Source organism: Geomonas anaerohicana (genome assembly GCF_016458305.1).
GTDB classification, from domain to species: Bacteria; Desulfobacterota; Desulfuromonadia; order Geobacterales; family Geobacteraceae; genus Geomonas; species Geomonas anaerohicana.
The window spans coordinates 668,241-692,381 of sequence record NZ_JAEMHL010000002.1 but is presented as its reverse complement, the minus strand read 5'-3'; the positions used below and the strand labels follow the sequence as shown (position 1 = coordinate 692,381).

The window sequence follows — 24,141 nt, the reverse complement described above, 5'->3', positions numbered from 1 at the left end:
GTCTCCCAGAGTTCGACGGTGACCGTGTCCAACCCCGTACCCGACACGACCGCCCCGGTGGTCTCCGTCTCCTCGCCCGCCAGCGGTTCCAGCGTCAGCGGGACGGTCACGGTAACCGCCGCCGCCTCCGACAACGTCGCCGTCACCAAGGTGGAGTTCTACCGCAACGGAGTACTGGTCGGTACGAGCACCGCGGCGCCGTACGCCTACAGCTGGAACACCACCCAGGTCGCCAACGGCAGCTACACCCTCTCCGTGAAAGGGTACGACGCAGCCGGCAACGTCGGCGTCTCCCAGAGTTCGACGGTGACCGTGTCCAACCCCGTACCCGACACGACCGCCCCGGTGGTCTCCGTCTCCTCGCCGGCCAGCGGTTCCAGCGTGAGCGGGACGGTCACGGTAACCGCCGCCGCCTCCGACAACGTCGCCGTCACCAAAGTCGAGTTCTACCGCAACGGGGCCCTGGTCGGCACCGATACGGCGGCACCGTACGCCTACAGTTGGGACACCACCCAGGTAGCCAACGGCAGTTACACCCTGACCGTGAAGGGGTACGACGCAGCCGGCAACGTCGGGGTTTCCCAGAGCTCGACGGTGAACGTGGCCAATCCGGTGAAGGACACCATAGCACCCACGGTTTCCGTAACCTCTCCGGCCAACAGGACCACCGTGAGCGGAGTGGTGACCATCAAAGCGAGTGCCAGCGACAACGTCGGAGTCACCAAGGTCGAGTTCTACGTAGGGGGCAGGTTCCTGACCAGTCTTGGCAGCGCGCCCTACAGCTACGCCTGGGACACCACGAAAGTATCGAACAGCACCTACGTAGTCACCGCGATAGCGTACGATGCGGCAGGAAACAAGAAGCAGTCATCCAACGTGTATGTAACGGTGAAGAACAGAAAATAGTGAGCGGATGGAGCCGGGGGTGTAACAGCGGTTACTGTGTTTGCAATCACAGTATCCGTGCAGGATTTGCCGCAGTATGACATAGAACCAGGTAATCGAAAAAACCAAACCATCCGTGAGGATGGGACGGAAAGCCTAGGGTCTCACCGAGACAGCCGGGATGCCGAAAGACCACGAAGAGGTTGCGGCCCCGGCTTTTTTTGTTGAAACGTACGAACAAAATCGTGAATGACAACGAACCCAGTTTAAGGAGCTCACAATGTCAAAAACAAGAGCGAATGGGAGAAGTAGTATTTTTATAATGATGTGCGCCGTGCTCATGATTCCTGCCGCTGGCCTTGCGGCCTTGGCACCACCTTTCATTTCGAGTGTGGACAGCGTACTAAGCCACGGCAAAAATGTGACGATAACGGGAAGTGGCTTTGGGACAAAGTCACCTGCAGCCCCCATAAAATGGGATAATTTCGAGTCGTATCCTGATGGCGCAGATATGGTGGTTAATGCCGGTTACGACAATCTGGGGGGGGATGGGGCCAAGGCCTACATAAAGACAGACAATTTTTTTGGAAATAACGGTTCTAAGAGCGCAAAGATGGATTATACCACGGGCAAAAACTCGATGTTTCCAAGGATAGGCACCAATCTGCCACCTGGAACATTGGAGCTCTATGTGACATACCAAGCTTACTGGACCCATTATACGGGAACAGAGACTGCACCATTCATATTTAAATGGACTCGTGGTGGATCTAATCCATCTTATTCAGGTGTCCCGAAATTTTATGAAACGATCCGCCCAAACTCAGCAGGAACCGTAACTGGCACTGACCGGGGGTTTGTAACAGATACAGGGACTACTTACGCACAAAGTGTAGTAGCAGGTCAAAATACCAAAGTATGGAACAGGGTCGAATACCATTATAAGCTTTCCAATCCGGCTGGCACGGCAAATGGTGCGTACGAACAGTGGGTGAACAGCAAAAAGAACGTTGATTTAATAAACAAAATTACGAGGACTGCTAATGAACCTAACAGCAGCATTGACTATGTTATGTCTCCATTTGATGGCAATGATAGTTATGGGAACACTAACGGCTACTACTTTTGGTTCGATGACTACTACATAGACAATACTCCTGCCAGAATTGAGGTGTGCTCGGGTTCAACATGGGACTCCAGGGGTAGTTGCGTAATTCAGATTCCTGTTGCATGGTCAAGTACGTCCATAACCTTTACGGCAAATCAGGGAGGCATTGCGAGCACTGGCAGCGGATACCTTTACGTCATCGACGCGAATCAAACTCCATCAAATGGAGTCTTGGTGAACTTCGGAGACTCCGTGCCACCTCCCTCTAACCTAAAACCTACCACTATCGTAAAATGAGACGAAGCTTTAAGGCAAAGCCTTGGTGTTGTCAATTAACCAAGGCTTTGCTTTTTTCTACTGCATATTTTGTGAATCTTAAGCTTTTGCCTAGAAAATAGAAGAAGTAGATCGGCCAAAGCATGCATAGATGGTAAATATTATTATAAAATTCATTCCCCTTTGTGGCTTTTTTTGCTGCTACAATGAGCGGAACCAAAAATAACATCATCAGCGAGATCAAGCATTTCCCATACTGCCCGGTGACTAAAGCGACTAAGAGAACAATCAGAGAAAGATAAAACGTCACAGCAAGTAGAGTCATAGCCTCGAAAAGTGCTAGAGGGCAAGGCACTACGGTACCACCAAATAATACCTGCCTCATTGCTAGAGCCCCGAGGGTGGCCGGATAGCCCAAGTGGGTCACGGCACATCCAGGAACGTTCAGCAAAATCAGCTCCTGCGAAATAATCTTCCTGGAAAGATCATCATCTTCTGCTACGACTATGGTTTCATCAAATCCCCCGAGTTTTTTGAACAGCTCGCGACCTATGACGAAATTGCTGCCTGCCAGACAGTTCGTCTTTCTCATGGAGTCGCAAGAACAGGTCGTCCAGGCCTTTTCCACCCACGTACCCGTCTCCGGAGCTCGGCATACACCGCCGACAGCACCGACACCAACAACGCCAAGCGCTTCCACTGCACTTACGATCCACGTGGTGCCGACAACGATGTCCGAATCGGTAAAAGCCAAGACATCACCTCGGGCATGTGCAGCTCCAAGATTTCTGACAGCGCCGACCTTCAGCCCAGAAGCATCGACGACAGCAGCACCGAATTGCGTGGCGATTTCGGCAGTATCGTCAGTGGAGCCATTATCCGCTACGATGACTTCCACCAGGTGGCGTGGGTACTCAACGCTGGCTATAGAGGAAAGGCATTGCCGTAAATACTTGGAAGCATTACGTGCGGGGATAATTACTGAAACAGCAGGAAGAAGCTCCATACCCTAGTGAACCTCACTCAAAAGCCTTTTATAGAGATTCTCGTATTCGGCAGCAGTATTTTCAATGCTCAAGGACCTCTCGGCAACTTTCCGCCCCGCTGCGCCGATACTCTTTCTAAGATGCGGTTCTTCAACCAGCTTGCAAATGGCGGCGGCCAATGCTTTTGGATCCTCCTTAGGAACTATCAGCGCGTCAAGACCATCCCGGACCATCGGTACAATTCCGCCAACATTCGTTGTGACCAAGGGCAGTGCATGTGACATCGCCTCTGCTGTAGCAAGTGACAGACCTTCAAAGCGTGAAGAACAAACGAAAATGTCAGCTTTTCGGAATTCGACCGTTGGAGAAGAAGAAAAACCCGGCAGAGACACAAAATCTGAAATTCCGAGCACACGAGCCTTATCCTGCAAGACGCCCCTAAGACCTCCTTCTCCGACTATGCGTAGGTTGGCTTTCACCCCTTTTCGCAGCACAAATGCAAAGGCTTCCAGCAGGACATCATACCCCTTTTGATAATCTAGACGCCCAAGGCTGAGAATGTTCGCTGTAGCTGACACGTTTTCCTTTGGTGGGCAATCTAAAGCAGCTATGGGCACTCCATTATTTATAGTCACCGTAGGCAACCCAGGCATAGCGGCGTCGACAAGCCCACGTACGGTACTGGATACGCAAACCACCGAACTGCAGTATTTATTTAAGGACCGGTATTCCAGATACAGCTTAAGTTGCTCCCGTAGCGTTCTTGGTTTGAAATGAGGATATTCGTTATGGATCGTTGCGACATGGACTTCATCTGGCAGAAAATGTCTGCTCAGGATGCCCGGAAAAAAACTGTGTGAATGAAGCAGTTCGGGTTTTAGATCATTTAGTTTCCGTTTGAATCCTGAAATAGATGACAGCGGGCTGATGTCGAAAGCAAAATTGGTGACTGACGCAGCACATTCAATCATGGTGTCGTTCTGATCACATGAATTGAGAATAAGCACGTGATGCTCGCTTCCCCGGCTGAAGTTTTGAATCAGCGAGTCGACAAATTTCAAGATACCACCATTGCAATAGTGCAAAGTATGAACGACCCTCATGGGAACCTCAGCCTAAAAGTTTGTGAAATAAGAAGCTCGCCTTTGCTCTCGTATTCCCCTTAAAAAAATTGCGTACGAAAAAACCTGTTTTCCTGATCTGAAATTCCTTTTCGAGATTGCGTTCAGCCCGATCGTGAGCAGCGTCAATACCCTCTAGGGACTCAGCGTCCATGAACTTTTTCAGCTCATCCAACCGCTCAACTGCGGCCTTGTTATCTGCCGAATTCAGCACGTGTATCTTTCCACCTCTGCATCTGCAGAAATGCAGATCCCAACTGGCCCTACTTCCCTTGGGCCCCAACCGGATTTCGGCAACCACCCCGAGTGAATATTGCGGTGACCATTCAAGGTCGAAAAGGAGGTTCCCCAAACTGTAGAAAATAAGGCCGTTTTCCCAGCGTTCTACCGGCCTGACGACATGAGAATGATGGCCAAGGATGACACTGGCCCCGCTTTCTATCAAATGACGTCCTAGGCTAATTTCTGCAGATGATGGAATGGATGGTCCTTCGGCCCCCCAGTGAATGGATACGATCAAATGATCCACGGTCGCAGCAACGCTGCTCACACAATCTGCAAGCTGTGCCACTTCTGGTTTGTCGTAGGTGAGCTCGACCGTGTTATGCCGTCTATCGGGAACAAGAGATACGGCGATGAAGCCAAGGTGCAAATTTGCAATATTGTGAAACGAAGGGTTTATGGCCTGTCCTTCAACCGAGTGTCCGACTGGCTGTATCCCCGCCTTTAACAGATTGTCCAACGTTTCCTCAAAAGCAGCTCTTCCATGCTGGAGGACATGGTTGTTTGCAACATGCAGCACCCCCACCCCCACCCTCTTGATAATGGGAGCAGCGGCTGGCGACCCAAGAAAAGCTTTTTGTTCATATATTTCCCTGGCTACGGTGCCCTTGGTTAGAGGGCATTCTAAATTGGCTATTGCAATATCCGCGCGCTGTAACAAGGGCGCAAGAGCCCCTAACCCTTCTTCGACTCTTGCTGGATCGGCAAAACCGTGCCCAAGCGTGAAGTAGTGATCAGCAGGGCAAAGGTCACCCGCTGCCATGAGTGTTACGGTTCGCCCCGTTGTGCCCGGCTTAGTCGCGTACATGGGAGATGACGGCTCTGAACTTTCCATTGGGCTCTCTTGGAATTGCATCTACTTTCTCAATTTTGATGGATAATTGCCCCCCCACCCTCGCCTTAAGCGCCAGGAGCAGTTTATCCTCGTCCTTTGCACAAAAATTCTTCGCCGGCACAAGGCGGACAAGCAAAGTGTCTTTCTGTGTTTGGACAACTTGTGTTTCTATGATATTGCTCAGCCCTTTAAAAAGGGGATCCATCCGGCCAACGATGCGCCCGTCGAGCGTACGAATGGCATCGTCTTTCCTGCCGAAAATTTGCTCGATCACGGGGAAATGCAGACCACATCCACAGGAGGATGGTTCGGGAGCTGTCACTAGGTCCCCCAGGCGGTACCGCAGCAGAGGCATTATTTTATTGACAAAGACGGTGCAAACAACTTCACCAAGCTGGCCAGATGGCGCTGCCTCACCTTGGGAATCCAAAACTTCGAGCAGACTGTAGTCCGAATTGAGGTGATATGAGCCGTAAGGACATTGGCTGACGAAGATGGCCATTTCGGTACAGCCATACTGGTCAGCCACTGGAACCTTAAATGCCTCTTCCATTGCAGACCGTTGGTCAGGCAACAGGGTTTCGGCGGACGTGAACACTGCATGAAGGCTTGGTAACGGAGGTAGACCGTGCTCTAGAATATACCGAGCAATCACCGCAATTGTCGAGGGATAGCCATCAAGGTATGCCGGCTGGTAACGGCGCAATCTCTCGAGGTAAAAGGGAATATTTGCATCGCAGATGTGATAAGAAGAAAATAGCAGATTATTCTGAACCGGGTCGTGACGCCAAAATGGGGCGGTGTTGTGCATTTGAGGGACGACCAGCCTGCCACAGAATGTCGCTCGGCGTGAGTTGCTTCCAACACCGTACCATTTGAGAAACCGTTCCCAGTAGGCATAATGGCGGCGACGGGACTCTGCGTCGCAAAAAATGGTCAGGGGCTTTCCAGTGGTGCCGCTTGTATGCAACTGGAACGTCCCCCGCTTTTTCAGAGATCCGTTCGCGCAGTAGATTTCGGGGTCGGTCCTTATAGCGTCCTTGTCGATGATAGGCAGGCATGCTATATCCCGGACGTGTTTCAGATCAGCGGGGTTGAGGTGGTTTCTTGAATTCCAGTCTCGGTAAAAAGGGACTGCGTGCAGGCAATAACCTACCAGGTCCCTCAGCAGTCTAAGCTGCAGCTCCTCTAAAAGCACAGCAGTGAGTTTCTCGGCCTCCAAAGCTTGTGCCAGATAGCGTTGGTACCCGCCTCCTTTGCGTTGCAAATGCAGGCGCAGCCCAGCCGCTGAAACGAGAACGTGCTGCAACCATACAGGTGAACCGTTATAGATGGCCTCTAACATAAGCTCCTCAGCTCAGCAAGACGCACCGAGAACAGTGCGATAAAGATGCTGGTACTTTTGCATCATGGTGGCAGATGAAAATGTTGACTTAGCGACATCCAACGCGTTCGCAGCACAGGTTCTGGCCTTGGAGCCGGCGCCATAAACGTCAACGATTGCAGTTGCCAGGGCCTGCGCATCACAGGGATCCACGAGAAATCCAGTTTCACCATCGTGGATGATTTCTTCCGGCCCCCCGCTCCGAGTCGCTATGACTGGGACCCCGCACGCCATTGCTTCGAGAGTTGATATGGAAAAGCCTTCTGTAACCGACGGCAACACGAAGATGTCCAGATTATTCAAAAAGGTAGCTACATCCGGTTGGTAGTCCAAGAAGAAGAAGTTTTTTTCAAGCATCAGGTCCTTTCTAAGCTGAAGCAGTTTGTCCCTTAGTCCTCCCCCTCCGCCCCCGGCTACTGCGAAATAGAATCTGGGGTTACTATCGACCACCCTTCTTGCGGCATTCAGCAGGTACTCATACCCTTTAGCAGTTCGGATGTTGCCGACCGACCCGACCAGAACGTCATCTGCGGATAAACCGATTGAAGTTCTGACACTGCTGTCGATGCATGGGCAGTACCTCGAAGTGTCGACACCGTTATATATGGTCACTGATTTCTCACGTCGGAATCCCTTCCGATCAATATAAAAGGCTCTCAGGTTGTCGGAAACGTAGACCAAAAAAGAAGCTCCGTTGTTGATGATAAATAATTTGACCCGTGCAAAGCGCTCGTTGGACTGGACATCTACAAAACCGTGAAAAGTCGCCACTACCGGAACACGGCACAGCAAGCCAGCCAGACTCGAATATAGGTTAGTCCCCAGCAGGTGGGACTGTACAACGTCTATCTTGTACTCACGTATGCACCGGACCAGTTGCCAGAGGTAAGAGAAACTCAGGGAACCTTTGGAGTTAATATATATTGGGGACACTCCTAATTTAAGCAACTCATCGTTGACCCAACCCGCCCCCCGTATCGCGACGAAACTGCGGAATTGCTTTGCATCGAGTCTTTTGACGAGATCGAGGAAAACCGTCTCCGCTCCGCCCGGACCCGTCGTATCTATGGTATGTAGTATGTTAATCACAGGTTTCACCTCAACAGGCTGCGGACGTATGCTCTGGTTTCAGCCATGATTGGGCCAAGATCGTCCAAGGCAAAGACGTCTGACGACCGGTCCTTACCCCACACGTTGAAAAGTTCATGCAGTACGTATCCATATGACGGCAGGGTCGCGTCATGGAAAAGGTTCCTGTTTTTAAGCCTGATGATCAAGTGATCCAATAGGCCTAAAAACCACTTCAACTTGTGGCCAGTCTTGTACATGGCTGAAGGGTTCAGACCATTTTTATGGAGGTAGTACTCAAGACAAAGAGCGGGGAAATCGACACCGGAGGCGATGGCTAATTGCAGCGATCCCCAGAACCGGCCGTTGATTTCCATCAGTTTGGGTTTGCCGTCCCTGCGGTCCCTCTTAAACTCAACCATGGCAACGCCCGTCCACCCTACCGAGGTTAACAGCTTGCTTGCTGCGTCAACCATCACGCCATCCAGGGGTATGCTTTCGCAAAGCACGCTCACCCCGCCAGATGGGGGCTTCTCAAGCAGCCTGCGATGGGAAAACAAGGCGAGATGATGGTCCCTGGAAAACAGGGTGAACAAGCCGCTCCCCTCCCCCTGAATCCTTTCCTGGATCACTGACGGAAATTTAAGCGCGGGGTTAGTGGAATAAAGCTCCATGAGCTGATCTTTGTCGTCGGCGTATGCCACGCCTGCGGCAAGGACTGTGTCTCCGTCCACAGTTTTTGAAAACGCGGGTTTTACCACGACCGGAAAAGATGGCAGTTTTTCTACTGCTTCATCTATATGCCCGGCCCCATCGACGTAGACGGTGAGCGGAATGTCTACTCCCAATCGATCCGCAAGCTTGTACAGCTCATACTTGTTTCTTATCGCCTCTATCTGGCTGTTCATTGGAGAGGCGATGATGACATTTCCGCCGACTTGACCTCTTATATTATTGATGCAATATGTTGATTCTTCAGTTATTGGGAAAACTACTGCTATCTTGTTGTTATTAATTATTTCCAGAATCACGTCAGTGTAGGAGGTCATTCCATAAAGGGGGCTTGGAGTGCATAGTGCCTTGTGGCAGAATTTCGAGGCGGCAGAGAGATTGCAGTTGCTTTTCCCACTTACATAAACTGCGTGCCCGAGCCTGCCAAGCGATCTCGTGACGGCAAGTGCGGCTCTGTTTTCCCCATCAGTAACTAATATATTCATTTAAAACTTCCCCAATAACAATCTCGACCGAAACCTGGGAATTGTGCTGGTGACATCCTGGTGTATGGCAACTCTGGGTATGGCAAACGGGTTGGTCGCCGAGGTCACAAAGCCCCTTGTTGTAGTTACAGCCGCGCTGTAACCGCTTGTGGCAACAACATCCTGCAGCCGCACATTGTTGTTGCCATTGGGAAAGGCGAAAATGTTCGAAACACAGCAGCACTTGGCGCGTAAAGCCGAACCTGAACCGGCAATTTCTTCCGCTGCGTGAATCGCATCTATTGAGTCAAGGATCCGGTGGTTGACAGAGTGAGCACCGAATCTCACCAGTCCAGTTTTACCCATTGCATCGACCTCTTCCCAATTCAGCATCAACCTGCCCGCATCACATGGTCCCAGCATCCGTCGAAAATCGGCAAGAGTATCCTTTCGTATTTGCTCCGGAGCCAGCTTCATATGCTCGATGAACCCCGCACAGAAGCTGTCGTCAAAGGCGGCACCGCTTGCTCCGAAATCATAAAACCAAGCGGCAAGTGAGGGCGGCATTTCGTCACGGCTCACCTTCTTCCCGGACAACCGCTTGAGATGGTACCAAAGTTCTTCCGGCCAGAAGATCGAATAGGTACCGATAAAGCCGGTGGCCAGAAAAATCGTGGCGGGGGCCCTGTGTCTCTCTAGCACAGGTAGCGCGTGTGTGTAGTTGTCAAGCCATCCATCATCAAACGTGACCGCACAGCAGTTGGCAACACTTTCATTTCTCAGAAGTTTGGCAACCAACTCATCGAGAAACAATACGTGAAAGTTATTCTTTAGATATCGGACATGCATATCAAAGGTGCCGACATTAACGTACATGCCTGGATGCACCTCCCCATCGTTGGTGTCACGATCAAGCACACGATGATACATGAGCACCAGGGCGCTTTCCTTAAGGCGCATGCGCTCCAGAAGGTAAAGCATGCCCGACTTCGAAAGAAAATCCGATACGATCTGCTTGCCCACGCATTTTACAGAATCAAACGATGGCTTCTGCATACAGCCTCTTCACCGTATCAGTCAGTTTGCTGATATGCTGTTCCAGCGAAAAGCTCTCCACGACCCTCTGCCGGGCGGCCCTCCCCATCCGGTCGCGCAATTCCTTGTCATCAAGCAAAACTTCGATCTTATCTGCCAGGGCCATGTGATCACCAGGCGTGACGAGAAAGCCGGTGCTTCCAGGTTCGACTGTTTCCTTCAGACCCTGCAAATCTGAAACGACAAGCGGCAGTCCGGAGGAAGCCATTTCCATAGAAGACATGGTGAAGGAATCCCATCCCGTCGATGCTATAACACCCGCGTAACAGGACGAATGGATGTGACTCACGTCGTTACGGTAACCACCAAAGGTTATGAAACCTTCCGCCTTGGTTCCAAGGTACAGCGATTCAAACCGTTTCTCCTGCCCGCTGACATTGCCGAGGATGAGAAAATGAACATCCTTTCTGTTTCTCGCTTCAACCAGTTCTTTGGCGCATTTGATAATTACTTGAACACCTTTTCGTTCCTCCATATGCCCTGAATAAAATAATATTTTGCGATCAGTGGGAATCTTGAAGCGATGGTAGGCATAATTCCATAGATGCACATCCGGCTTGTAAACGTTGGTGTCGACCGCGTTGTGAATAACACTCACGTTTTCAGCACTGATACCTCTGCCGAACACAGCAGAATCAGCCATGGCTTTCGACTGGAAGATGTAATGGTCAGGCTTGTAGCGCGTAAGACGGACCTGAAGGCGCTTCAACATCAGTTTCACACCACGATTGATACTGCTCATTGGCGCGCCCCAATAAGCTATTATCAATTTTACTCCTGCTCTTTTCATAACTTTATAGGACATGGACTCGACAGGCTGGTCAAATCCAAAGGCAATTTCTATGTTGTTTTGTTTAATGTACTGGTGAATAGTACCTAGATCCCGAACATCGCTAGGATCAAACTTTATTACGTTGCCGAATGAGTGAGGCAAGTATGTTGGAAACCCGCCATCAAGGCTTGTGTACCCGACATGAACACGACTCAGGTCCCCCGTCAACTGCTCCGCCATGGTCAAAAAATCCGGTTCATGTCGGCTTATGGCGTAGCCCGTATTTGACTTACAGTGATAATAAATCAATATGCCTGAGGGTCTCATCGCGCCCCCGCCTGCTGCAGCGACACCCCTGCATCGTGAGCGACGACCGGCACCGTTTCGACTCTGGATACTGCTACATTCCTCAGCGCCACGGTCATTGACAAGTTGATCCAGAAGTAGGGGTAGTAAAGTACCGTGACAAAGAAACCGCTGACAAGATATCCGACTAAAGCTGCATCGAGACCATCGGCCATCAGGGATAAAAATCTCCCGTCCGCGGAGGAACCGAGCAATTTTCTGCTTTGGTAGTTATTGTAAAAGGTGTAGCCGATTAAGAGGACAAAGCAGAGAAACCCGGAGAGGCCAAGTTCGGCCGCACACTCTATGAACACGTTGTGCGGCAACAATTGATTCTGCACTCCGTAAACCTCGGTCTGTGCAACTCCCCAATTCCTGTAGCCCACTCCCAGTACTGGATGGCGTCGTACCATATCAAGACCTACCCCCCATAGCTGCAACCGGCTGACAGAAGTGTTGTCTTGACCTGAGGCGACGAGTCTCTCTTTTTGTTTGTCTGGCAGCAAAACGTACACGAGGCAAATCGTTGTTATTACAATAAATAACACTTTGAGTTTATTTTTTGTCTTGAACAGCATGAACAAAAGAATGCTGACCACTCCGACTAAAGCACCACGAGAGGAACAGGAGATCGCCCCCGTAAGCGCTGTAAGCGGGAAAAGCAGAAAAAACCCTTTTTTCAGCCTTGACCAGTATTGGTGCAGTGCATAATAAAAGCATGACGCAAGCGGCAAAAATATACACATCTGTATGCCGAATTCACCGGAGTTGTTGAACCATCCGGGTCCGCCCCCCGTTCCCTCTCTGCGGAAACTGAAACCGGTCGCCACCCAGTTTAGAAAGGAAAACTGGGACATCTTGAAACTGTAGAGCAAAAATGCCAGCATGAAAATCAGAAACCTGTCCTCTGTATTAATGGCATTGACAATTATGAAATAAATAAATATCCATGAGATGAAATCGGAAACTTTGCTAAAAGCAATGCCTGGTGATAGAGCGTTGGCTGATGAAATCAATATTACCAATAACATCATAATCATTAACTTGTTTACCGGATTTTTTACGAACCTGTTAAGGTTGCCGAGTAAAAGAAAAAGCATACCTAAAGCGATTGTTATCCTTGCAAAAGGGATCACCGCAATCGAAGGGTAAAGCGTCTGTGGGCGCACATATTCGAGAAAGAGATATATGTTAGCCAACCAGAACAAAGTATCCTGGGCAGATACTGATTGCCATATATCCTTCATCCGGATGAAGTATAACTTACTCATATCCTTTGCCTTTCATTATGAGTTGCCTGTTCAGACTGTCCACCGCCCTCGCCACCTGCGAAAAGCAACTGGCCAATTCAGCCTCACCCAACCCAAAAGGGTCATAGATATTGCAGGTCAGCCGATACGGCAAAGGTGCAAAAGCTGACAACAAATATATCTTTTGGGCAAGTTCGGGAAACATGTTTCTAAGCCTGACAACGTGCTGATATTCCATGGCTATGACCATGTCCGCAGTTTGTATTCCAGTCGACAGGATTCCTTTGGAACGGTGTGTTTTCAGGTCCACACCAAAGAACTTGGCAACCTGGACAGCATCAGGAGGAGAAAGGGTCTCCCGCGTGACGTCCAGGCCGCAGGATTCAACCAAGATGGACATGTTAGACATGTTAGATATGACGGACTTGAGGTAGTACTCTGCAAACGCGCTCCGGCAGACGTTTCCTTGGCAAACGAACACGATGTGCTCCATCTTGCCTAAGTGAGGCATCTTCCGATTAACATGGTACCTGGCGAAATCCTTCAGGCTCAAGGCGGACCGACGCAAAAGACGCTTTATCTTAGGCACCCGTTGCGGGTTTGATATGTTTGGAAGCCTGAACATGTAGTTCCCCAACGCATTACCATAGAATTCACAACGTATTTCTAAAACCTTGCACGTCGGACTTGGCCATTGCATTGAAAATAGCAGACCCCGCTCGAAGTTCCTCGTAGGTGCCTGACTCGACAATGCGCCCTTTGTCAATGACGAATATGACGTCGCAGTCTCTCAGGGTCGTCAGCCTGTGAGCTATAGTGATGATGGTTTTTCTCCCGGCAAGGTTACGGATAGCTTGAATGACTGCCTCCTCAGTTATCCCGTCCAAGGCACTTGTCGCTTCATCCATGACAAGAACCGGAGGATCGTGATACAGTGCACGAGCAATGCCGATCCGCTGACGCTGCCCACCACTTAAGCGTATTCCCCGCTCACCGATTACCGTCTCATACCCCTCAGGGAGATCAGAAATGACGAAATCGTGCAGATTTGCAGTCCTGGCGGCGATTTCAACGGCCCGGTAGTCGATGTCTTCGCGGGGGACGCCCAACGCTATGTTGGCGGCAAGAGAATCATCGGAAAGGAACACGGATTGGGACACAAAGCCGATGTTTCTTTGCCACATAAGCCTGTTTCCCGGAGTGACCGCGATATCGTCCACGGTAAAAAGGCCCTTTTCCGGCGGCAACAATCCCAGAATAAGATCGACTAAGGTAGATTTCCCAGCCCCTGTTGGCCCCATCAACCCGATGCTCTGGTTTTTCTCGATAGTGAGAGACAGATCCTGGATCGTAGGGCACTCAGCGGAGGGATAGGTGAAAAAGACGGAAGACAACTGTATCTTCCTCTCGAAGGGAAGAGCATTTACTTCAGAGGTATTCCACTCACAGGGTACGTCCGCAACACCACAGAGACTCTCCTGGAGTGAATCAACCACCGCCACGTTGAAACGCAGCAGCGTGACTGCTGAAAATACGCCCTGCAGCGCCGGCATGAGCCGGTAGCCGGAAAAGGCATAAAGAGCAATGACGGCAAGGGTATTGCCGAGACTTTGTTTAACCAAAAGGAAATAAAGGACGATTATCAGGATTCCGCCAAACGTCAGACATTCCATGATGTAGCTTGGCAGATTCGAGACCAGGTTGCTGGTGGCCATGTTGTTTTCGATCTTGTAGGCATTGGCCGAAAAAACGTCGAAAAATGCCCGCTCACGGTTCAGCACCTTGAGCTCTTTTATCGCCCCGAAAACCTCTGTAACCACTTTGGATCTTATGACATTCGCCGCGAACCTTTCGCTGCCTAGTTTTGCGAGTCTGCTTTGAAACAAAAGGTATATAGCAAGATAGGAGCCGCCGAGTGTTGTTGTTATTATTACAGCTAAAATTGGATCTATAAAGAAAAGGAAACCTACAATGAAAACAACAACAAATAACCTTGAAAGTATTTGGGTCAACGGCATCAACACGTGATGGCAGAATAATGATACCTCTTGCAGTATGTTTTTGCAGAGGATTGCTGCATTCTGGTTCATGTAAAAAGTATAAGGTTGAAGAAGGTATGAGTATAAAAGTCTTCTTGAAACAGAATAAAGCCTAAAATGAACGAATTTTAACTGGTATTTCAACACCAATGCTTTGACTGAGTTACTGAATATTATCACTACAAAAACCAGTCCACCTAGAATCAGCAGGAAATCGTTGGTCGTCTTGGCTCCGGTAAACTTGTACAACTTAAAAAGCTTATCATTGCTGTTTATAACTTCTGGATTACCAACAACAGCCATGAAAGGCATAATAGACGCTACACCGGCTACGTCTATCAACGAAACAACCGCCATTGACAGAATCAGCCAACACAGTAACGTCCTGTCGTGCTTCGTCAACAACGACAATATTTTATGACAGGTTGAAAACATCGGGGCCGTATCCTTACATTCAGTCACTGTTCAATGGGCCAGTGTTGAGGCAAGAGATTTAGAACTTTCGCAGCAAATTTTTCAACCCGCTGTTTCTCCGCTGGAAAGGGTTTGTCAGACACCAGGGCACTTACCCGAACGAAGGCGCCGTCATTGCGATTGTCTATCACCCTGCCAAGGAAGCGCTCCAAATTCTGACGCAGCCCCGAGGAGACCACCTTGTCACCGGCGGTCTGGTACCAGTGCAGCATCATGATATTGAACTCGTTGCGCGCCAATATGTAGTTGACCTTCACCGGCGCCACGCCCGGTTTGACCGCAAGGAAGGCGTCCTTCGCCTCAAGAATCGTTATCCCGGCACCGGGAAGGCAGGCGTAGGGGTTGTGGCCGGTCCTTCCTCCCTTTGCCGTACCGTAATAGCCGATGTAGAGATCGATGACGCTGCCGTCGGCAGAGCGGTAGTGGCGATAAAGGTGCTTGTCGGCGTTCAACTCCTTGTACACCGACTCGGGAAACGTGTCTTCGACCGCTCGGTAACCGTCGATCTCCATCGGTAACTTTTCCAGGTTGGTAGCAACCACCACCGGGACGGGACGGTAGGTCATGAGGGTGCTGGCTGTGCCCGTCAGGAGAAGCAGGATCAACGCGGTCATGAAACTGGCGTTTCGCATCAGGCCACCTTTTTCGTGTTCAGCAGGGTGTACAAAAGCCCGAGAGCGGCCAGGCCGAAGGCGAAAACCACCAGACCGGAGAACTCGTGGAGAAAACCGCGGGCGACCCGGTCCCCGAAGAAGTTGGCCAAAACGCCGGTTCCGGTGATCCTCAGTATGTTGGCGATCATCGCGATCGGTACGGCGGCAAGCACAAGGGCGATGCGCCTGCCCCACCCCGTGCTGGACATATAGGCGAAGATTGTCCCCAGCATGGTGAGCGACATGATGGAACGGACCCCGCTGCAGGCCTCGGCAACCTCCAACTGGGTGCCCACGAAATAGAGCATATTCCCTTCGCGGTACACCGGGATGGAAAGGTGCTGAATGATCTGGGCGGAGAGTTTGGTGGCCATGAGTTGCATCGGCATGGAAACCAGGCCGACAACCGAGACCGGCACCGGGATCATAAAGAGCAGGAACAGGACCGGAAAAACGAGCAACCGCATCCATGCTCCCCCCAGGCAGTACCAGAGGAGGCCGAAAAGTGAAAACACCATGGCGACCCGCGCCGGGAAGCCCCCCCCGCCGGCAAAGCTCAAGAGAAAGATGACCAACCCCGCGACGAGAACCACCGCACCCCACTTCGAAGTATCAATCTGCAAGGAAAGTAGTTCGTCCTTTTTCTGCCGGATGAGGTACACCGTTATCAATGGGACCAAAAATCCATGGTTGTTGTCGGAATGTCCTGCCCACTCCCGCACCATCTCCGGCAGTATGGGATAGAAGACCAAGAACCACAGCGTGAGCAGCAGCGACAATTTGTATTTGTCCGTATGTCCTAAAGCCATGGCAGGTTCTCACTCTGTATGGACCGTCTAGACGGCTCTTTTAAGCATTTTAGACAACTGGTTCGACGGCCTCTCGATAAATTTCCAAAGGAGGTGAGCAGCAAAAAGTGACACGGATAGACCGGCAGCAAACAGCAGTAAAAATCCAGGCACATTAATTTTATACGGCAGAAAACGCTTTCCGACCGAAATCGCTTTCCAACCGATATCAGCATGAATTATGTATAGGCTGTAAGAAATAGACCCCAAATATTGAACCGGTCTGAAGTTGAAACCAGTTTGCAGCTTCCGCAGTTTAATAGCCGAATAGCAGAGTGCTGCAGTCATACAGCCGGCAACAACGTTTGCGTTTGTGTCAGATACAAGAAGTATCAGTGCTTCATAGCCAAGAAACAGAAACAACAATGGTGAAAACTTCTGATCAACAAACACCATGTATGAAAGAACACCCAGCAAAAAAAAGTGATAATACTGGATAAAAAGACCATGAATGCCGGTAGGCACCAATTGCGAGTACGCTGCAGCCGAGTACAAGCCAACAACTACATGCACAGTAAAATAAATGTAATTGTAATTGACTTTACATATCCTGGTAAGCCACAAAGCAATACCACTAAACAATATATATGCCAGATACAGTTGTATCTCCAAACACAACGTCCAATACACGGCAGACAACGGTTTGTAATGCAAAAGGTCTTGTGCATAGAACAGATGTGCCAGGATATTGTTTTTATCAGGCCAAACCTCGTTGCTGGAAAGACCAACGGAGCATGCCTTTAAATTTAGCAGCAGCAATGAAACAGCTATCGTGAACCAATAGGGAGGGTCTAAGCGAACCGCCCGTCTCAAGGCAAATCTTCCGGTATAGCCGGGGCTTATTTTTTGACAGTCGACGCTATGCGTGATGACGAACCCACTGATCACGAAGAATACTGGAACTCCCAAGTATCCATGCGTAAAGACCACATGCGCCGAGACCGGAAACCAGTCTTCAACATTTATGCTGAGATTCGCATACAGATGCTGAAAGACGACGGCTAAAGCAGCTATGCCGCGCAAGGCGTCAAGCATTAAAAACCTGCTACTTGGAGTCCCGACAGGAACGGAATGTTCCATATTGCCCTCAGAACATGGCAGCGCTTCAATCAACAAATGATTAAGCGGAATACCGTTTACAAAGTTCGTATATCCGTTTTATATCTGATGATGTGACGTAAGGATTAACCGGTAATGTCACGATCCTTTTTGCTACATATTCTGCGTGAGGAAACTCTGTTCCGACGCACCTGCCGTTAAGTTCGGGAATTTTAGACACCGTGCCGGGGTAAACCGCCGATATTCCGAGCCCCTGCAGTTCGCTTTGCGACAGCAGCCTATCTCGAGCATCAAAATCGTTAATCAGAACAGGAAATTTGATTATGTTAGCGGCACAAGGACCTGAAACAACCGGCCCGCAGATACCAGCTGTTATCATTGCGCTGACGCTCTTTGAACGTGCCTCACGCAGCGCGACTATCTTTTCCTGCCAGCCTTTGGAAAGGCCTGCCTGAAAGCCCCCAAGCCGCTTGAGTTCGAAACGGGCGTCGAAGATGGTTTCGCCCAGCTTCAAAAAAGGAACGGCTTTCGGTAGCCAGAAAAAACACGGTCTGACCAGCACAAGCAAGGCCAAGGCGTAGCAGATATTCTTCAAAGTCTCGCGGCAGCCTTCCACTGGAAGAGTCCGCACCACCCCTTCGATGGCCCCACCCAGTTCGTCGCTGCCGGTAAGGATTATCCCGCCGGATACGGTGCAAAGCGCCTTGCCTCTACCCAGGCTAAACAGTGCGACATCTCCCATGGTGCCGATCTTCCTTGAGCCGACCTCCCCCCCCATGGCCTGGGCAGCGTCCTCAATGACCGTCACGCCATGCCCGGCCGCCATCTGCTTCAGCCGTTCGACGTCGGCCGGCAGTCCGAAGAGATGGGTGGAGACGGCGCCTAAAAGCCGCCCACCCGCCATCGCCTCCTCGACCCGGTCCCAGTCGAAATCAAGCGTCTGCGGATCGATGTCGCAGGGGCGCACCTTGAGCCCGGCCCGGATGATTGCGGCCGGCACCGAGTAGCACGTGTAGGCCGGAACCAGCACCTCGTCACGGTCGGGGGTCAGTTCCTTCAGTGCCAAAAGAATCACCGCAAGTGCCGCCTTCCCTGATGAAAGTAGAAAGACGTGCGGCACCCGGTAGTATTCCCTGAGCTCCGCCTGGAACCTCTCCTGGGAGGCAGTGCCGGGAACGAGTGCTGCCAGGCCGGAGAGGATCTCCTTCAACGACAAAGGCGCCGCCGCCGGGGGGAGTGTTCTGCCGATGCGCATCGCTTCTCCTCTAGGGTATGTTCCTGACGATGGCCGGCCCAATAAACCTCGTGAGCGCCACGGGAAGCCTGCGCCATCCCTCGACCGCCAGGCGGAACTTGGGGTTCGAGGGGTTCAGCTCGGGGAGATGCGCCCCCGGTGCCAAGAGGTACTGCCAGTGCAGCGCGACGGCGCGGGCGCCCCACTGCTTCTTGAAGTGGTAGGTCCCTCCGCCGGGGGTGGAGCGCCCGAAGTCGAACGAGGCCGCCCCCTCCCCGATGGCGAGCCGGATCGCCTCCCAGTAGAGCAGGTTGTTGGGGCAGAGTTCCCGGTAGTCCCGGACCGAGGAGGCCCAGGGGACCTCGACCGTGTCCCGGAACCGGGTCATGATGCCGGAGGCCACGGTCTCGCCATCCAGAAAAACGGAGATTACCCGCGCCCGGAGCTCCCGCGCCTGCAGCACGTTTTCGAAGAACCCACGACCGTACACCGGTGTCCCGAGATCCCGCATGTTACGGGCGAAGACCCGGTAAAAGCCTTCCAGGAATTCACCTCCTCCGACGGCCACCTCTAGCCCGCTTTTCTGGGCCTTGCGCACCTGGTTGCGCAGCTTCGGGTTGAAGCCGCGCCACTGGCTGTCCGGGTCCTTCGCGAGGTCGAGGATCATGGTGACCTTGTGGCTGCGCGTGGCGAGCCCGGGGAGCGGTTCCCCGCGGTGGCGCAACTCCAGGTGCGCGGCGCCGCAGCGCGCCATGACCTTTCCCCCCTCATCCAGCAGGGGCTGCACCGCCGCCGGGTCCCCGGCCAGCACTCCGCCGTAGTTGAAGAAGGGGACCGAGACCAGGAAGTTGCCAAAGAGCACGCTTTTCATGTGGATGAGCGGCAGCACCCCGACCGGCTCGCCCCCCCGGCGGGCCATGAGGTAGTAGCCCGCGTGCCCGAAACTTTCCTGCACCACATCCTTCCAGAGGTGGCGGTGGTAGCTGGTCGCCCCGGGTTGGGTGGCGACGAAGCGGTCCCACTCCGCGCCGTCCCCCCGGTAGATTTCCACGGCGACCCCGCTCACGGGTACGCCCCGCATGGCGCCGCCGGCAGCGCGTCCTCCCCGTAGCGCGCCGCCATGGCCTCGCTCATGGTGCCAAACTCGAGAGCGCCGAGAAGGCGCCTCAACTTCCCCTCGGTATGCTTCAGGTTCAGGTAGTGCCTGAAGCGGCTCCTGGCACCGGCCCGGATGCGGGGCTGGTCCGGGTCGAACTCCCAGGGGTGGAAGTAGAGCACCGCGGGCTCCCCTTCCCTGCCGTTGATCGAGCCGATGCAGCGGGCCAGGAAGGAGGCGGGGAAGAGCCTCAGGTACCCCCCCCCCGCCACGGGAAGCCGGTACTCCCGCCCCGCAAGCCGCAGCGGGTACGTGGTGAGCGGGAACTCCCGGATCACCCCGGCCGGGCGCCGGATCAGGTGCGGAAAGCGCGGCGCGCCGGGGATGCCGTAGATGTCGTGGTAGACCGGGAACACGCTGGAATCGAATTCGAATCCCTCCTCGATGAGGACGTCCAGGGCCCACAGCGACCGCGCCGTGATCGAATAACTGGGGGCGCGGTAGCCGCGCACCCGGCAGCCGGCGGTGTCCTCCAAAAGGGCCTTGGCGCTGCGCACGTCCTCCCTGAAGGCCTGCGCATCGAGGTCGTAGATCAGCTGATGCCCATAGCCGTGGCAGGCGATCTCGTGCCCCCGCTCACCGATCCTGCGCACCAGGGCGGGGCAGCGCCTGGCCACCCACCCGAGCACGAAGAAGGTCCCCTTGACGCCGAAGCTGTCGAAGAGGTCGAGCACCCGGGCGGTGTTGTGCTCCACCCGCAGCGGGTAGTTGTCCCAGCCGCCGGGGTCCACGTGGCGCGCGAAGGCGGAGACCTGGAAATAGTCCTCTACGTCGACGGTGAGGGCGTTTAAAAGCGTCACCGCGACAGCCTCAGTTCGACGATGACGCGGTTCACGTCGATCCCCCCACGGCTGCTCCCCAGGTCGCTGCGGTAGCTGATGTAGCTGTAGTTCGCCCCCAAAACGGCGTGGCTCCCCAGGGTGTAGTCGACCCCGGCGCCGGCGTTTAAGTGGTAGGGAAAGTCGCTGCCGACGGTGCGGCTCAACCGGTCCCCCGAGACGCCCAGGTTGAGCCCGAGGTCGGGGCGCAGCTCGTAGCGCCCGTTCAGGGCGAGGAGCACCTTGTGCTGGACGTCGCGCACGGCAACCCCGTCCTTGTCGTACTTGCCGTAGGAGGCGTTGAAGCTCGCCGTGCCGCGCGAAAAGACCCGGCTCAGGGTGAGGTAGTGGTTCACGTTCCTGGTCGAGATGGTCTGCGGGTCCTCGGTGTACTGCACCCGCGTCCCTGCGGTCGCGGTCAGGAAGCCGAAGTCCCGGCTCACCCCGGCGTCCCAGAAGGGGTCGTTCCTGTTCCTGCCGTTGTCGATGCGCTGCCAGTCGTACCCCAGGTTGCCGTAGACGAAGCTTGCCGCGCTCCAGTCGTAGCGAAGTCCCGCGTAGGCCTCGTGGCGGGTCAGGGTATCGAGCTCCGAGGCGATGCGGGCATAGCTGTAGGAGGCCTTCAAGACGAGCCCGGCGGTCAGTTCGCGGCTCCACAGGGCGTAGCCGTCGTGCTCGGTCTTGTCGACCCCGCTGCCGCTCCAGTAGCGCACGTCCCGGTAGCGGTAGCCGGTGGTAAGCGTGGAGGCGCCGGGGAGGCGCCAGGTCAGGTAAGGGGAGACGAGGGCGCTGTTTTGCAGGGTCTGGTTCACGACGAGGCTCTCCGAGGTCACGTCGCGGGCGACGTTGGCGGAGACGCGGCTGTAGGTGTCGGAGAGGTCCAGGTGCAAAAAGTCCCCCGGCGCGCCAAAACCGGCCACCAGGGCCGCGCGGTGGTCAAACTGGTCGGCGCGGCTGTTTTTCGCGAAATAGCGGTAGTCGAACCCGTAGGAGAGGTCGGCGTTGAACCCTCCCCCCTTGGCGTTGAGGGCGAGGTTCGGCTGCACCCGGGTCACGTACTCGGTAACCGGGCGGGTCGAACTCTGGAACAGGTTGTCGTTATACTCCTCCCCGATCACGATCGATGGGGTGAAGCGGAATTCGGCGGCGCAGGCTGCGCCTTGGGCGAAAAGCGGCAGTGCGGCCGCCGCGAGGAGCGTGGTCAGGGGCGAGGGCTTCATTTCTTCGCCCCCATACCGAACCCCATGAGGCGCCGCGCGAAACCCACCGCCGCGGGACGGGCGGGGGGGGAGAGCACCAGGCTCTCGATGGCGCAGGAAACGGTCTCCACCTTCTCCCCGAGTTCGGCGACCTGCCGGTCCTGTTGCCCGATCCGGCCGGAGAACTCCGCCTGCATCCGCTGCATACCCTGTTCGACCCCGCTTAAAGCGCCTTCAAGCCGCGCGCCCAGTTCGCCGTCGATGGCGTCCAGACGCCGCTCGATCCGCTCCAGCGCGTCCCCCCCCGCCGCGGGGCCTGGCGCGTCCGGCTCCCGGGGCGACGCCGGCGCAGCCGTCCCCCAGTAGGTCCTTTCGAAGTCGAGGTCCTGCGCCACCTCGCGGGTCATCTCCTCGGTGATGACCCGGGTCTCGTCGGCGAAGGCGGCAAGCATGAGGAAGTCGCAGATGATGTTCACCAGGCGCGGGATGCCGCGGCTGAAGCGAAAGATCTGGTCCAGCGCCTGCTCGGCGAAGCTGACCGCGTCCCGGTTTCCCGCCACCGCGAGCCGGTGCCGGATGTAGGCCGCGGTCTCCGCCCGCCCCAGGGCGTGCAGGTGGCAGCTCACGCTGATGCGCTGGCGCAGTTGCATGAGCCCCGGGCTCGCCATGGTCTCGCGCAGCTCCGGCTGCCCCACCAGGATGATCTGCAACAGCTTGTTGTGCGAGCTCTCCAGGTTGGAGAGCAGGCGCACCTCCTCCAAAAGCCCCGCCTCGAGGTTCTGGGCCTCGTCGATGATCAGGATGGGGTGGTTGCCCGCGGCGTACTGTTCCAGCAGGAAGTCGTTCAGGTCGCGCAACAGCGCCACCTTGTCCTTGCCGTCGGCCTTGAGGCCGAAGTCGTCGTTGATCATGCTCAGAAGCTGCTCGACGCTGACGCGCGTGTTGAACACCTTGGCGAGCACCGCCCGCTCGTACTTCTTCCCGATCAGGTCCCGGATCAGGGTGGTCTTGCCGCTGCCCACGTCGCCGGTGAGCAGCAGAAAGCCCGCCCGCTCCCGGATGCCGTAGTCGAGGTAGGTGATCGCCTTCTTGTGCGAGCGGGAGAGGTAGATGAAGTCCGGGTCCGGAACCAGCTCGAACGGCTTTTTCTTGAAACTGAAGAACTCTTCGTACATGTCCGTTGGTCCCCCCCGGCTAGGACTGCGCCTGGGCCTCGTAGTACCTCGCATAGCTGTAGCGCTGGTCCTTCAGGGCGGATTGGGCCGCGTTGTAGACCACCCCGAGCACCGCCCCCTTCAGGTGATCGTAGGCCTCCTTGATCTGGGCCTGGCTGGCCAGGCGCTCCATGACCACGAAAACGACGCCGTCGACGACCGAGGTGAGCGCGCGGCTCTCCGCGAAGGGGAGCACCGGGGAGGTGTCGAAGATGAGGTAGCGGTCCGGGTAGCGGCTCTTCAACTCGTCGACGATGGCGCGCATCTTCTGCGAGGTGAAGAGCTCCACCGGGTTCTCGACCGGCGCGCCGCTGCCGATGACGGCGAGCTTGCCGATGCCGGTCTGGATGATGGTGTCCTCGATGGCCGCCTCCCCCTTGAGGACGTCGGCGAGCCCCGCCCGCGGTTCGAAGCCGAGGTAGCGGTGCAGGGAGGGTCGGCGCAGGTCGGCCTCCACGAGGAGCACCGTGTGGTCGAACCCCTGCGCGAGGCTGACCGCGAGGTTCAGCGCGGTGAGCGATTTCCCCTCGCCGGGGACGGAACTGGTGACCATGATGGCGTTTTTGAAGGGGTCGCCGTCGGTCAGATGCACCAGCACGCTCTTGAGCTTTCTGTACTCCTCGGCCGCCTGGCTGTGCGGCTCGTGGATGGTGACCAGGAAGGGGTTTTTCGGGGACAGCGCCTGCGCCGCGGGGACCTGCGGGGGAACCGCCTGCGCGCCGGTGGTCCGGGGTGCCTGCCGCGCGGGCTCCCCCTCCCCCTCCTGCCTCAGACGCGCCGCCTTTTCCATTGCCATTTCGATTCTGCTCATATCACCCTCGCTTTGTTGAGCTGCAACTCGTCA

22 protein-coding genes and 1 riboswitch are annotated in these 24,141 nt (G+C 54.3%); of the genes, 2 read left to right on the top strand and 20 right to left on the bottom strand.

Features of this window, described 5'->3' with window-relative positions:
- Nucleotides 1-906 (top strand): Ig-like domain-containing protein (locus tag JFN91_RS06380; RefSeq protein ID WP_236014985.1); only part of this gene is annotated, 906 nt, incomplete at its 5' end.
- Between the two features lie 93 nt (nucleotides 907-999).
- Nucleotides 1,000-1,074, top strand: a riboswitch (cyclic di-GMP riboswitch).
- A 91-nt stretch (nucleotides 1,075-1,165) separates the two neighbouring features.
- Complete coding sequence (locus JFN91_RS06375; protein WP_199388347.1) at nucleotides 1,166-2,290, top strand: hypothetical protein; 1,125 nt, start codon at nucleotides 1,166-1,168, stop codon at nucleotides 2,288-2,290.
- A 31-nt stretch (nucleotides 2,291-2,321) separates the two neighbouring features.
- On the opposite strand, the gene JFN91_RS06370 is transcribed toward JFN91_RS06375, so the two are convergent.
- The 20 genes from JFN91_RS06370 to JFN91_RS06275 form a co-directional block, all read right to left on the bottom strand.
- Nucleotides 2,322-3,275 carry a glycosyltransferase gene (locus JFN91_RS06370; RefSeq protein WP_199388346.1) on the bottom strand — a complete coding sequence of 318 codons (954 nt, stop codon included), beginning with the start codon at nucleotides 3,273-3,275 and terminating at the stop codon, nucleotides 2,322-2,324.
- Nucleotides 3,276-3,278: 3 nt separating this feature from the next.
- The gene (locus tag JFN91_RS06365; protein WP_199388345.1) at nucleotides 3,279-4,316 is read right to left on the bottom strand and encodes a glycosyltransferase family 4 protein; all 1,038 of its coding nucleotides are present in this window, start codon (nucleotides 4,314-4,316) and stop codon (nucleotides 3,279-3,281) included.
- Between the two features lie 49 nt (nucleotides 4,317-4,365).
- The gene (locus JFN91_RS06360; protein ID WP_199388344.1) at nucleotides 4,366-5,493 is read right to left on the bottom strand and encodes a CapA family protein; all 1,128 of its coding nucleotides are present in this window, start codon (nucleotides 5,491-5,493) and stop codon (nucleotides 4,366-4,368) included.
- Nucleotides 5,453-6,838 carry a phenylacetate--CoA ligase family protein gene (locus JFN91_RS06355; protein ID WP_199388343.1) on the bottom strand — a complete coding sequence of 462 codons (1,386 nt, stop codon included), beginning with the start codon at nucleotides 6,836-6,838 and terminating at the stop codon, nucleotides 5,453-5,455. Before JFN91_RS06355 ends, JFN91_RS06360 begins: the two co-directional genes overlap by 41 nt.
- A 12-nt stretch (nucleotides 6,839-6,850) precedes the next feature.
- Nucleotides 6,851-7,966 (bottom strand): glycosyltransferase, encoded by a 1,116-nt coding sequence (locus JFN91_RS22245; RefSeq protein ID WP_199388342.1) that lies wholly within the window; start codon nucleotides 7,964-7,966, stop codon nucleotides 6,851-6,853.
- Nucleotides 7,967-7,971: 5 nt separating this feature from the next.
- Nucleotides 7,972-9,162 (bottom strand): carboxylate--amine ligase, encoded by a 1,191-nt coding sequence (locus JFN91_RS06345; protein ID WP_199388341.1) that lies wholly within the window; start codon nucleotides 9,160-9,162, stop codon nucleotides 7,972-7,974.
- Nucleotides 9,163-10,197, bottom strand: coding sequence for a polysaccharide deacetylase family protein (locus JFN91_RS06340; RefSeq protein ID WP_199388340.1), 1,035 nt, complete (start codon nucleotides 10,195-10,197; stop codon nucleotides 9,163-9,165).
- The gene (locus tag JFN91_RS06335) at nucleotides 10,178-11,248 is read right to left on the bottom strand and encodes a glycosyltransferase family 4 protein (RefSeq protein ID WP_199388339.1); all 1,071 of its coding nucleotides are present in this window, start codon (nucleotides 11,246-11,248) and stop codon (nucleotides 10,178-10,180) included. The genes JFN91_RS06340 and JFN91_RS06335 overlap by 20 nt, the downstream gene beginning before the upstream one ends.
- Before the next feature lie 83 nt (nucleotides 11,249-11,331).
- Nucleotides 11,332-12,624, bottom strand: coding sequence for an O-antigen ligase family protein (locus tag JFN91_RS06330; RefSeq protein ID WP_199388338.1), 1,293 nt, complete (start codon nucleotides 12,622-12,624; stop codon nucleotides 11,332-11,334).
- Nucleotides 12,617-13,228, bottom strand: coding sequence for an arsenate reductase/protein-tyrosine-phosphatase family protein (locus JFN91_RS06325; RefSeq protein ID WP_199388337.1), 612 nt, complete (start codon nucleotides 13,226-13,228; stop codon nucleotides 12,617-12,619). The genes JFN91_RS06330 and JFN91_RS06325 overlap by 8 nt, the downstream gene beginning before the upstream one ends.
- 28 nt (nucleotides 13,229-13,256) lie before the next feature.
- Complete coding sequence (locus JFN91_RS06320; RefSeq protein WP_236014983.1) at nucleotides 13,257-14,984, bottom strand: ABC transporter ATP-binding protein; 1,728 nt, start codon at nucleotides 14,982-14,984, stop codon at nucleotides 13,257-13,259.
- 116 nt (nucleotides 14,985-15,100) lie between these two features.
- A complete protein-coding gene (locus tag JFN91_RS06315) occupies nucleotides 15,101-15,748 on the bottom strand; it encodes an exosortase C-terminal domain/associated protein EpsI (RefSeq protein ID WP_199388335.1) in 648 nt (215 codons plus the stop codon).
- Nucleotides 15,748-16,578, bottom strand: a complete 831-nt coding sequence (xrtA, locus tag JFN91_RS06310; protein ID WP_199388334.1) for an exosortase A — start codon at nucleotides 16,576-16,578, stop codon at nucleotides 15,748-15,750. Before xrtA ends, JFN91_RS06315 begins: the two co-directional genes overlap by 1 nt.
- A 27-nt stretch (nucleotides 16,579-16,605) precedes the next feature.
- Complete coding sequence (locus JFN91_RS06305; RefSeq protein WP_199388333.1) at nucleotides 16,606-17,697, bottom strand: acyltransferase family protein; 1,092 nt, start codon at nucleotides 17,695-17,697, stop codon at nucleotides 16,606-16,608.
- A gap of 40 nt (nucleotides 17,698-17,737) precedes the next feature.
- Nucleotides 17,738-18,931, bottom strand: a complete 1,194-nt coding sequence (locus JFN91_RS06300) for a DegT/DnrJ/EryC1/StrS family aminotransferase (RefSeq protein ID WP_199388332.1) — start codon at nucleotides 18,929-18,931, stop codon at nucleotides 17,738-17,740.
- Between the two features lie 10 nt (nucleotides 18,932-18,941).
- The gene (locus JFN91_RS06295) at nucleotides 18,942-19,991 is read right to left on the bottom strand and encodes a FemAB family XrtA/PEP-CTERM system-associated protein (RefSeq protein ID WP_199388331.1); all 1,050 of its coding nucleotides are present in this window, start codon (nucleotides 19,989-19,991) and stop codon (nucleotides 18,942-18,944) included.
- Nucleotides 19,973-20,866, bottom strand: coding sequence for an XrtA system polysaccharide deacetylase (locus JFN91_RS06290; protein ID WP_199388330.1), 894 nt, complete (start codon nucleotides 20,864-20,866; stop codon nucleotides 19,973-19,975). The genes JFN91_RS06295 and JFN91_RS06290 overlap by 19 nt, the downstream gene beginning before the upstream one ends.
- The gene (locus tag JFN91_RS06285) at nucleotides 20,863-22,104 is read right to left on the bottom strand and encodes a TIGR03016 family PEP-CTERM system-associated outer membrane protein (protein ID WP_199388329.1); all 1,242 of its coding nucleotides are present in this window, start codon (nucleotides 22,102-22,104) and stop codon (nucleotides 20,863-20,865) included. Before JFN91_RS06285 ends, JFN91_RS06290 begins: the two co-directional genes overlap by 4 nt.
- Nucleotides 22,101-23,258: an XrtA/PEP-CTERM system-associated ATPase gene (locus JFN91_RS06280; protein ID WP_199388328.1), complete on the bottom strand. Its 1,158-nt coding sequence runs from the start codon at nucleotides 23,256-23,258 to the stop codon at nucleotides 22,101-22,103. The genes JFN91_RS06285 and JFN91_RS06280 overlap by 4 nt, the downstream gene beginning before the upstream one ends.
- Nucleotides 23,259-23,277: 19 nt before the next feature.
- Complete coding sequence (locus tag JFN91_RS06275) at nucleotides 23,278-24,108, bottom strand: XrtA-associated tyrosine autokinase (protein WP_199388327.1); 831 nt, start codon at nucleotides 24,106-24,108, stop codon at nucleotides 23,278-23,280.
- Between the last annotated feature and the right edge of the window lie 33 nt (nucleotides 24,109-24,141).

Coding starts and splice junctions, on each gene's coding strand:
- JFN91_RS06315 (WP_199388335.1), bottom strand. CDS start 15,748: ATGCGAAACGCCAGTTTCATGACCGCGTTGATCCTGCTTCTCCTGACG.
- JFN91_RS06355 (WP_199388343.1), bottom strand. CDS start 6,838: ATGTTAGAGGCCATCTATAACGGTTCACCTGTATGGTTGCAGCACGTT.
- JFN91_RS06330 (WP_199388338.1), bottom strand. CDS start 12,624: ATGAGTAAGTTATACTTCATCCGGATGAAGGATATATGGCAATCAGTA.
- JFN91_RS06370 (WP_199388346.1), bottom strand. CDS start 3,275: ATGGAGCTTCTTCCTGCTGTTTCAGTAATTATCCCCGCACGTAATGCT.
- JFN91_RS06275 (WP_199388327.1), bottom strand. CDS start 24,108: ATGAGCAGAATCGAAATGGCAATGGAAAAGGCGGCGCGTCTGAGGCAG.
- JFN91_RS06300 (WP_199388332.1), bottom strand. CDS start 18,931: ATGCGCATCGGCAGAACACTCCCCCCGGCGGCGGCGCCTTTGTCGTTG.
- JFN91_RS06340 (WP_199388340.1), bottom strand. CDS start 10,197: ATGCAGAAGCCATCGTTTGATTCTGTAAAATGCGTGGGCAAGCAGATC.
- xrtA (WP_199388334.1), bottom strand. CDS start 16,578: ATGGCTTTAGGACATACGGACAAATACAAATTGTCGCTGCTGCTCACG.
- JFN91_RS06280 (WP_199388328.1), bottom strand. CDS start 23,258: ATGTACGAAGAGTTCTTCAGTTTCAAGAAAAAGCCGTTCGAGCTGGTT.
- JFN91_RS06375 (WP_199388347.1), top strand. CDS start 1,166: ATGTCAAAAACAAGAGCGAATGGGAGAAGTAGTATTTTTATAATGATG.
- JFN91_RS06285 (WP_199388329.1), bottom strand. CDS start 22,104: ATGAAGCCCTCGCCCCTGACCACGCTCCTCGCGGCGGCCGCACTGCCG.
- JFN91_RS06325 (WP_199388337.1), bottom strand. CDS start 13,228: ATGTTCAGGCTTCCAAACATATCAAACCCGCAACGGGTGCCTAAGATA.
- JFN91_RS06360 (WP_199388344.1), bottom strand. CDS start 5,493: ATGGAAAGTTCAGAGCCGTCATCTCCCATGTACGCGACTAAGCCGGGC.
- JFN91_RS06305 (WP_199388333.1), bottom strand. CDS start 17,697: ATGGAACATTCCGTTCCTGTCGGGACTCCAAGTAGCAGGTTTTTAATG.
- JFN91_RS06345 (WP_199388341.1), bottom strand. CDS start 9,162: ATGAATATATTAGTTACTGATGGGGAAAACAGAGCCGCACTTGCCGTC.
- JFN91_RS06295 (WP_199388331.1), bottom strand. CDS start 19,991: ATGCGGGGCGTACCCGTGAGCGGGGTCGCCGTGGAAATCTACCGGGGG.
- JFN91_RS06335 (WP_199388339.1), bottom strand. CDS start 11,248: ATGGCGGAGCAGTTGACGGGGGACCTGAGTCGTGTTCATGTCGGGTAC.